This window comes from Mycobacteroides sp. H003 (assembly GCF_001440135.1).
In the GTDB taxonomy this organism is placed as follows: Bacteria; Actinomycetota; Actinomycetes; order Mycobacteriales; family Mycobacteriaceae; genus Mycobacterium; species Mycobacterium gwanakae.
In genome coordinates this window covers 120,626-130,358 of sequence record NZ_LJYL01000021.1, presented here as the reverse complement: position 1 = coordinate 130,358, position 9,733 = coordinate 120,626, and the positions used below count along the sequence as shown (strand labels likewise).

Annotated in this window: 8 protein-coding genes; all 8 read right to left on the bottom strand. The window is 63.7% G+C overall.

Annotation, left to right across the window (positions count from 1 at the left end; genetic code table 11):
• On the bottom strand, positions 1–228 hold a 228-nt coding region (locus AOT87_RS15840), incomplete at its 3' end, for a hypothetical protein (protein ID WP_057967062.1).
• 38 nt (positions 229–266) lie between these two features.
• The gene (locus AOT87_RS15835) at positions 267–575 is read right to left on the bottom strand and encodes a PE family protein (RefSeq protein WP_057967063.1); all 309 of its coding nucleotides are present in this window, start codon (positions 573–575) and stop codon (positions 267–269) included.
• A 31-nt stretch (positions 576–606) separates the two neighbouring features.
• Complete coding sequence (locus tag AOT87_RS15830) at positions 607–4,779, bottom strand: AMP-binding protein (protein ID WP_057967064.1); 4,173 nt, start codon at positions 4,777–4,779, stop codon at positions 607–609.
• Positions 4,776–5,015, bottom strand: a complete 240-nt coding sequence (locus AOT87_RS15825) for an acyl carrier protein (protein ID WP_030095697.1) — start codon at positions 5,013–5,015, stop codon at positions 4,776–4,778. Before AOT87_RS15825 ends, AOT87_RS15830 begins: the two co-directional genes overlap by 4 nt.
• A gap of 4 nt (positions 5,016–5,019) precedes the next feature.
• A complete protein-coding gene (locus AOT87_RS15820; protein ID WP_057967065.1) occupies positions 5,020–6,534 on the bottom strand; it encodes an AMP-binding protein in 1,515 nt (504 codons plus the stop codon).
• Between the two features lie 28 nt (positions 6,535–6,562).
• Complete coding sequence (locus AOT87_RS15815) at positions 6,563–7,117, bottom strand: FcoT family thioesterase (RefSeq protein ID WP_057967066.1); 555 nt, start codon at positions 7,115–7,117, stop codon at positions 6,563–6,565.
• Complete coding sequence (locus AOT87_RS15810) at positions 7,114–7,983, bottom strand: TauD/TfdA family dioxygenase (RefSeq protein WP_046252481.1); 870 nt, start codon at positions 7,981–7,983, stop codon at positions 7,114–7,116. The genes AOT87_RS15815 and AOT87_RS15810 overlap by 4 nt, the downstream gene beginning before the upstream one ends.
• Before the next feature lie 313 nt (positions 7,984–8,296).
• On the bottom strand, positions 8,297–9,523 hold the full coding sequence (locus AOT87_RS15805; RefSeq protein ID WP_198528448.1) for an MFS transporter: 1,227 nt from the start codon (positions 9,521–9,523) through the stop codon (positions 8,297–8,299).
• Positions 9,524–9,733 lie beyond the last annotated feature (210 nt).

Genomic DNA, 9,733 nt, shown 5'->3' with positions numbered 1-9,733 from the left:
GAGGTTGAGCTGGGCGATATCGAGCAGGGCGTTGACCTTTGCGGCGACTTCCACGAACCGGGCGTGTGCGGCCTGGAAGGCCACCGAAGACTCTCCGACATGGAACGCCTGCGCCGACAACGCCGCCGACTCCGCCTGCGAGATCGTCGAACGCATCAAAGCAGTCTTGGCACCAAACGTGCCCTCCGCAGCCACCAGGGCCGGAATGTGCGCATCAAGCAAACTCATGAAACTACCTCTCGTTGTGTGGTGGATTGCGCCGGGAACTAGGCGATTCCCGGCATATACGTTGCGGCAGCATGCATATCGCCGACGGTGTAACCCGCGCCGGCCTCGGTCACCCCGACTCCGGCCCTTCCCAGCTCGTAGACGGCACCGGCCGCGGCAGCGTTGCGCTCGATGCCATGGGCACTGAAGACGGCCGCGCTCTGGATGGATACCGGGTCGGCGGCCGGTGGTGCCACCGCGCCGATCACCGGGGCCGCGGCGGCATGCACCGCGGCGAGCCGTGCGGTCAGGGCCTCTACCGCGGCGCTGGCGGCTGTCAGCCCCTCGGGAACGACGTTCAGGTACATAGCGAATTCTCCTTCTCTGATCCCACATCGGTCATTGAGAACATCCCTGCACGAGTAGATCTCGGATCGACTCCGGTACTGCGCCAAGTTCTGATACCGCCGCGTCGAGGGAAATCGTCGGGTATCGGGCGAGATGGTCCGCATAGGTCTGCGAGCCGAGCCGCAGTCCCAACCCGGCCCAGGCGTCAATCACCGACCATCGCCGTGGATTTCGCTTGGCCCAATCACTACCGTCCAGCAGTTGCTTCCATTCACTCAGCTCGAGCTCATCGAGGCCGAACCCCGCGAGGAACTCGGCATAGCGGACCTCCATACCGCGCACCACGGTGATGCCCCGGCCGAGTGCCGACGGTTCACTCGCCATGCCAAGGATGGACGTCGCCGCGGCGTAGCCCGTGGTGACCTCTTCGGTCAGCGAGACAGAAGGACAGGCCCGCAGGGCAATACACGCATCGACAATCGACACCAGCACATCGGCACTGTCGACCAATTGGCCGGCCTCCCCGAGAACTCTTGGCAGCCGTGCGAGCGTGAAGTCAAGCCCGCGCGGTGACGCCGCGACCACCAGTTCGGCCAGCGCCTTGGACGCCGCGTAGGGATAGAGCGCCTCACGTGGATCGGTGACACGTGCGCCATCAACCTCCGCGTTGACGACGAAGGTCGACATGTGAATCAACCGGGCATCGCGTGCCGCACAGATGTCCACGGCGGCAGACACCCACTGCACGTTGGCGTCCCGGATATCGCGGTAGGGGGCCAACATGTTGGTGTTTCCAATGCAGTTGACCAGTGTGCGCGCCCCGTTCTCGCGCATCAATGTGTCCAGTGCCTGCGGGCCGAACCCCGTACCAACATGCTGAACCCTGACTCCATCGACCGCCCGGAGGGCCGGCCACGGTCCGGAATCGGGGAGCTCCGATCTCGTCACCAAGACGACGTCCGGACGCAGCGCGCCATCGCTTTTCAGGTCGAGTGTGGCGCGGGCAAACCCGGTTCCGAGGATCCCGGATGCTCCCAACACCACGATCGGCCCGTCTGCGTTGGCCCGGGAGTTGTTGCCATTCAACACCGTCACGCGGGGCGTTGCCGTCAGCCGTTCAAAGTCTGCGCCGATCTCGCACGCGGTGTCGGCGGCACCGAGCTGGTCGGCCGCCGCACCCGCCGCCGCGAGGTAGGCGGCGCTGTCGGCGCTGATCACATCCAGTACGGACAGCTGACGGCCGAGATACCGGCGTGTGTCCGGCAAAATTCTGATCAGGTCGAGCGAGCCGATTCCCTCGGCGAGGAGCGACGACTCCGCCCGGATATCCCGCCCGAGGTGCCGGCTCCAGATTCGTGCGAGACCAGCGGCTGTCGCGATGGTCGCTTCCTCGTCCGGCGCTGCGTCCACAAACTGCGGGATGGTCCGCAAGCGTTCGTCGTCGATCTTGCCGTTGGGCTTACGTGGGATGCGCGACACACTCACCACAAAGAACGAAGAGACACCCGAGTCCACCAGAAGTCGCCTGATCCGCGTCGCCAATTCGTTGTCGTCCAGGTCTTTACGAGCCTGGAACCACACCACCAGCGCGCCCCGGTGTACCCCCACTCCGGCATCGGCGATACCGGGTTCCTCGCCGACACATCGAACGATCGCGGCGGTGTCAATCCTTCTCCCGGAAATCTTCACGATGGCGTCGCGGCGCCCGGAGAAGGCGGGGAATCCATCCTCGTCGAACACGACGCGGTCGGCGGTGGCGAATGCCCTCCGGGATGCGCCATCGGCGGTGCGGACCACACCGAAGCTGTCGCCCGATGTCCCGAGGTAACCTGCCGAAACGGTTTCTCCGACAACCACGATCTCACCGAATGCGACAAAGACCGTGTTGGGCACCACCGGCAGACCCACCCGAAGCCGCTCGGAACTATCGCCGTGCCGCGCACCGTCGATCGGTAGATACGTGACGACGACAGTGGTTTCGGTCGGACCATAGCTCGAGATGAGTGAGACACCCTGCGGACCGGCCGAGTCCAGCCACGTGTCGACTGCGCTCGGACGGATCACCTCACCGCCGACGACCACCTGCCGAAGAGCAGAACAACCGATCGACGCCAGCGACTGGGCGTCATCGCACAGCAGGTGCCACACGGCGGTCGGCAGGTCGATCAGGGACGGTTCCAGCACCTGGATGTCTCGAACGAGCGCAACCAGATCTCCGGATTTCATTGCCGCAGAACGGACTATCCGCAAACCACAGACCGCGCCGCAGAATATCTCCTCCACACTGATATCCGATGTCAACGGTGCGCATTGGAGGATGCTGTCCCGCGCCTCCCAGCCGTAGGCGTTCGCGGCCGCGCGGGCGAACAGTGCGAGCGCGCCATGCGTTACCGGCACGAGTTTGGGCCGACCAGTCGACCCGGAGGTAGCCATGATGTACGCCGTCCTGGTCGCCAGGCCGGAGTCCCGCACCACCGCCTCGGTGCGCTCTTCGACGAGACGCCGCGTCGCATCATCCAGGTTCATCGGGATCGGTGCTGCGGTATCGACAACGTGTGTTACGGCGCCACCATCATGTTCGGTGATGGAATCGGCGCGCAGCGGCATATCTTTCGCGCTCTCACACACGCTGTATCCGCAGCCTGCGAGATGACAAGCGATCAGAAGGTCGACGGTTTTGTCGGTGTCGTCGTCAACGCACACCACGATGTCCCCCGGCGCGACCCCGCCCGCGACCAGCCAGGCGATCCACGGCTCGACGAATTGCCGCCCCCGCAGGAACCGGTCCACACCACCGCCGGCATCAAGGAACCAGGCGGGCGTCGCGGCTGCCTCGGCCCGCACACATTCATCACCACGGCGTCGTGTGCCGTCGACACCGATCCCGAACCACTCGTTCACCGTCATGGCGATCGGTAAGTGCCACATGGCTTCCATCGAGCCCAGCGCCGCCGCGATCCGTTCGGCCATCCACAACGGCGGCGTGTTCGCGTCGCCCACGTCCGCGCGGTTCCAGATCGACAAGGTGAGTGTTCGTTGTTCCTCGTCGACGACGCACGACACGGTCATGCCTTCCACCGGACCGATATCGGTTGCGTAAGGCGCCGCCGACAGGAACGGGCGAAGGGCAGGTGCGCACGTCTCGCGGATGAAGTTGAAGGTCAGCGCCTCGACGTGCGAGGTCTTGTTTATTGCCAGGTACATTCGGCGATACTGTTCCTCGCGGAGCCACCGGCGCCGCGAGGCTCTGACATAGTCACGGTCCAGCGCGTGTACGACATCCTGCACAGAGGCAAAGGCAGGGAAACGGACCGGATGCGCGATCGAATTGACCAGGCAGGTTGCTACGTTCAGGTCGGGTTCCGCGAACCTGTTGTCTACCGCATGGATCAGCAGGGTGGCTGTGCTCTGCCGCAGACTTGCATCCACTGCGATCGCGGCCGCCGCCACCAGAATGTTCAACGGCACCTGCTTGGCTTCGGACAGCGTTTCGATCTTCTCGAAGGCCTTACCCGATAGCGTGAACGACTCTCGCAGAACACCTCTGGCCGCCCCTACCGGCCCACCGCCTGCACCGTGTCCGTATCCGCCGGTGTGGGATGCGTCGGCGAGTTCGCGCTGCACTGCCTGACCAAACCGTCGCAACGATTCGTCTGTCTTGGTGGCCTCGCGGCTGTGCGCCTCAGAAATTTTCGCTAGAGATGCTCTTGGACAAGGGGTTTCGGTCTCCGCCAAGCCCGCCAGCCGCTGGCCGAGATCGGTCTCTATCACCGCGATGGCGCCGCCATCGAGCAGGAGGTGGTGCGCGTGGATGTCGAGCCCCACCACCCGCCCGTCCGTTTCGGTATGGACGGTGTAACGCACGAGTGGCTTGGCTTCGAGGTCTGTTGACCACATGCGGACAAGCTCGTCAGCGCCCCGTGTTGTCGGAGCACCCGTGTCCGTAGCCGTCTGCACGATGTCGCCGAACTGCAATCGCCGCACCAGTTCTGGGTAACGGGATTCGCCTGGCACGTGTTCGAGGACACACAACTGGACCGCGTTGGCGACTACTGCCGCTTCCAGCGCGGACATGAACACCGGACCCTCGATGGGATGAAGCCGGTAGCTCTTCCCGATCAGATACAGCCGGGGGTCATCAGCCTGCGACGCGCCGTTGTACATGTTCTGCTGGGACCTGCTCAACGACACCCGGTCAACTCGAGGTTCCACCGCCAGCGTCATGTGACGCCCTCTGGCTGCGCCTGCTCCAACACCTGCGCCCATCCGGCAACGGAGAGATCCGAGACCAAACGCTTCTGCAGATCCGACCCTCGGGCTACACCCAGCTGTTTCATCAACAGCACGAAACGGACCGAGTCCAGACCCAGCTCCCGAAGATCAGTGGCATCGCCGTCGAAAAGCTCCGATTCGGAGATGTACAGCACGTCACAGACGGCCGCCACGATCCGGTTCCGCACGTTGTCAGGCACGCGTCAGTGCCCCATTCAGCGAGGCGGCCAATGCCGAACGCATGACCTTGCCGGACTTCGTCCGCGGGATATCTGCGACTACTGCGATGATCGACGGCCTGGCCATCGACTCGGATTCGTGGCGGTACGTGGCCGCGATCCGCTGCTTGAGCTCAACGGTGCCCAGCTCGTCAAGCTGCGCGGCCGGTACCACCGCCAAACCGACCAGCGCGCCGAACTCCTCGTCCGCTATCTCGTAACACGCCGCTTCACCCACGCCTGCAACGCTTTCGGCGATCCTGTCAACCTCGTCCGGTACCACGTTGACCCCTCCGGAGATGATCATCTCCGAGGAACGCCCCCTGATGTAGAAGAAGCCATCGTCACGATGCTCCACCAGGTCGCCGGTGTTCACCCATCCATCGGCCAGTACCTCACGGGTACGGTCGGGATTTCCCCAGTAACCGAGCATGTTGGCCGGCGACTTGATCCACAGCGTGCCGTACGGCGCAGAGGTGCCGCCGTCCATGGGTCCGCCGATCTCGCTGTCCGAAAGGAAGGTCTGCACTCCGGGATAGGGACGGCCGACCGCACCCTGCTCGATCCTGGCGAGCGATTCCTCGTCGGTGGGCAGACACATTGCCGTACAACCAGTTTCACTCAAGCCATAGACCTGAGCCGTTCGCACCCCCGCGGCTTCGATGAACTGCACATCGTCCGGGATCGCCCGTGAGCCGCCATAGGCTATGAACCGCAACGAGGAAACGTCTTGCCCGGTGATTCTGAGTTCGGACACCAACCTGGTCAAGAGGGTGGGCACCAGGCAAGCAGTCGCCACCTCATTGCCCACCAGCAGGTCCATCAACGATGCCCCACCCTCGCCGCCGGTGATACACGACGCGCCGTGCATCAGGCCGTTGAGAATCCACCAGAGCCCACCGATATGCGTTGCCGGTAACGGCGAATAGCTCGTCTCGCCCGCGACCCAGTCGATCCAGCTCAGCCCCTCATCGCGCAGGATATCCGGGATGGCGAAGAACGTGCGGTGAGCGAGCAGCACGGCCTTCGGTTCACCTGTCGTTCCGCTGGTGAAGATCATCGCGAGCGGGTCGTCGGCGTTACTTCCGGTATGCGTTGCCGGCCAATCTATGTCGCTATTCGGGTCATCAAGCCCGCCGGTCGCCTCGGCCGCATCCGGGAGGATCGCGGCCGGATCAGTGATCTCGCAGAACCGCGCGATGGCGGCGGCGGGCAGGTCCTTGTCCACCATGACGGCGATGGCGCCGAGCTGCGCACACGCGAGTACCGAAAGGTACGTCTGGGGTCCGTTGTCCGACAACACCACAACCCGTGATCCCCGAATCACCGACTGTGCCCGAAGGGCCGCGGCGAGCCCTCCGACCTCGGCGACGAGCTCTGCGTAACTCACGGCACCGGTGCCGTCACTGCGGCGCAAGGCGATGAGATCTGGCCGGATACGGGCCTGCTCGAGGACTCGTTCCCAAACAGTGGGTGGTGACGCGGACATGGCAGAGGGAGACGCTTCCTGTCGGGGGCTACGGGATGTTCAGGACCGCGAGCTCGAACTCTCCGGCCGCGGATCCGCCATCCTGGTCCCAGAATTCGATGGTGCTGTGGAATTGGAGATAACGCCACGACCGGTCGACGATGTGGAAATTGCGGGCCTGTAGGCGGGCGGAGAACCGCTGCGCGTTGACCAGCCGCCGGAACCGGGACGATGTGCTCTTGATCAGCATGTTGGCGAGTTGGTTCTGGCAGTAGTCATCGATCGACCAGCCCCGGAATGCCCAGATATCGTCGTTGACAACACCTTGAGCGAATGCACAGTACGCCAGCTGGTTGAAGCACAGCACCAACTCGACGGCGTTGAAGTGCCCCGTGCTCCGGATATAGGCGGACTCATTGATCGCGAAATTGCCCTGCGCATGCACCGCGTCCGAGGTGATTCCGTATTCGGCATCGGACAGATAGCGGCATCCCTTGTAGGAATATGGCTCAAGCACCCTGCCGAGTAGATCCTCGTCGATCGGGGCCATACCGGTGGAAGGCAGCCCGGTCTGTACCGACAGGGTCGCCGCGACCCCGCTCACGCCGCGTATCCGGGTGTCTCAAGACCGTCCAGCATGGTCAGGCGGTGGGTCGTCAGCGTGCCCGCCGCTGTTCCATGCTTTGCGCGGTGCACAAGAGCTCTGTTGTCCCACAGCACAATATCCCCGACCTCGTAGTGCTGGGCGTGGATGAACGGTGACGCGTAGTCGGGATCGAGCTGCCCCGACTCTTCGAGTAGCTGCTGAAGCAGCGCGGCATCGAGCAGCCTTCCATCCCCGTCCTCGATCGTCTCGGTGCCGGCCTCGCAGATGTAGAGGATCTCTTCCCCCGTCTGCGGGTGCTTGATCACCGTGGGCCACTTCTGGGGCGGTGTGACCCTTTCGATCTCGGCCAGGATTTCTCCGATGGGCCGGTAGACATCACTGGGCCGGATCTTGATGTAGCGGCGGGGCGTGTGTGTGCTGAACGTCCCACGCACAGAGTCCTTTACCGTGCTCGGCAACGATTCCCACACCTTGTTGAGATCGATGAAATAGGTTCCCCGATCACTCCCGGGCACCGCCAATGGCACCACCATGGAGAACGCGAAGGGTTCCGGCATGAACATGTAATCGACGTGCCAGAATGCGCCGGTTCGCGGAACCCCTTGTCCCTCTTCCGTAGACGAGACAAAGATTTCCGGATGGTCCTCGTGGTGATACACCGGCTCGTAATAGGGCACTATCTCCCCGATCAATCTCCCCAGTTGGATGAACTCCGCGGGTGAGGGATGAACATCCTTGAGGACGACGAGCTTGTTCCGGTAAACGAGTTCGCGGATCTCCTGTGTGGTGATTCCGTCCAGGTTCCCGGGATCGATCCCCGTGACCTGCGTGCCCAGTCCCTCGCCCTTCACATTGAGCGTCATCGACTCCCTATTCCTGATTCAGCCCTCGCCTCTCGGCGATTGGATGGGCACCTTCGGTCTCACCGCCCGGCCGCCGACTACCGGCGACCACTAACACAGCAGTCGATTCGATGACCGAAATAGTTCCCAAGACTTGACGAAGCAGTAGTTTTCTGTGGGCGCGACACCGCGAACCACAGCGGATAATTCGTTATTGCCCTGCAGTTTTGGAGACCAGACCGCAATCACCGGGAGGTAGCGTCCGCCGCGGTGACCTTCGTCTCAGGAACTTCGGGGGCATTCGGCACGACTCACTGCAGAGCACCGACTGCTCTCAGGAGCGAGGCGCCTGGCCAAAGTGCCGTGAGCTCGGCGTCAAGGCCGCAGCGGCAGGCGCCAACAAGCAAACCGCCGCACACACTGCCAGCACCGGCGCGCTACCGAAGTGATCCATCGCCGGGGCGATGATCACCAGGCCCAGTGGCGCCAAACCGTAGGACAGCAGAAAGTCCAGAGAAGACACCCGGGCCAGCTTGTCGGGTTCGACTTCGCGCTGGGTGGCGGTAAACCAGGGAACATTGAATAACTCGATGCCCATACCGGTGATCACGTAGGCCATCACCACGATCGCCAGAGGCACGGGCAGCATCAAGCTCAGCGGTGCCGCGCTGTAAAGCGCGAGGCCTGCGAGCGCCGCCCAGCCTTGGTTACGCGGGCGCCAGCGACTGATAAAGATCGCGCCGATAAGCGCTCCGGCGACGTATGCCGTTGTCGCGCTTGCTAACAGCACTTCAGTCCCATACCGGTCACGGCTTACCAACGGCAGCGCAACCCCGGTGGCCGAGTAACCGGTCGCGATCACCGCGGTCAACGCCGCCAGGCCCGCGAGGAACCACGGGTGACGGCGAGCCTCTCGGAACCCATCGGCGAAGTCGCTGAACACGGCGAACCCTGAACCAGCCACCTCGGCTCGGCCACGGCCCGCCGGCGGTGCGAGCGCAGACAGAAGCCACAATCCCGCGAGAACTATCAGCAGCGGGGCCACCCCCAGCCGGGCGGCAGCCAACGCCGCCACCCCAGGCGCGACGAGCGTCACCACCCGCACGGCAATGGTGATGGCGGCATTCGCCTGCTGACGCTGCGACACCGCGACCACCTCAGCGGTCAATGCCTGGTAGGAAGGTCGGCACGCACCCTGCCCTGCCCCAGCCAGCACCGCGGCCGCTGCCGGAATCGCAATCACGTGGTGGATACCTCCCGCGATCACCAGATGCCCCACTGCTGCCAGCATCGAAGACACCGCGATCACGCCACGTCGCGAATAGCGATCCGCGAGAACGCCTCCCAGCGGGACGGCCGCCAAGAACCCGACGGTCCGGGCGGCGAGAACCAGACCTAGCGCGGTTGCCGACAAGGTTCCGTCGAGGACCGCAAATCCGAGCACGATGGGCAACATCCAGGTCGCCAAACCCGAGGCAGTGGTGCCTGTCCACAACCGCAGGAAGGGAACGCTACGGAGCACGGACGGGCCGCTCGGCTCCGCGGGGTGAGGCGATGTCACAGCTGTGTTGTCTACACGACAGCACAGCGATAGGGGAAATATGAGACGACCGGGAACTATTGACCGCACAGCGACGACCACTCGGACGTGACAGTAGCTGAGATGACCTTCGGGAAGCGCCGCCCGATTCTCATTCCCAAGTACGCGACCCGTACCCGGCGCGCCTCAGCGCAGCATGCGGGACTGTTACAGAATGGGTGCACACATCAT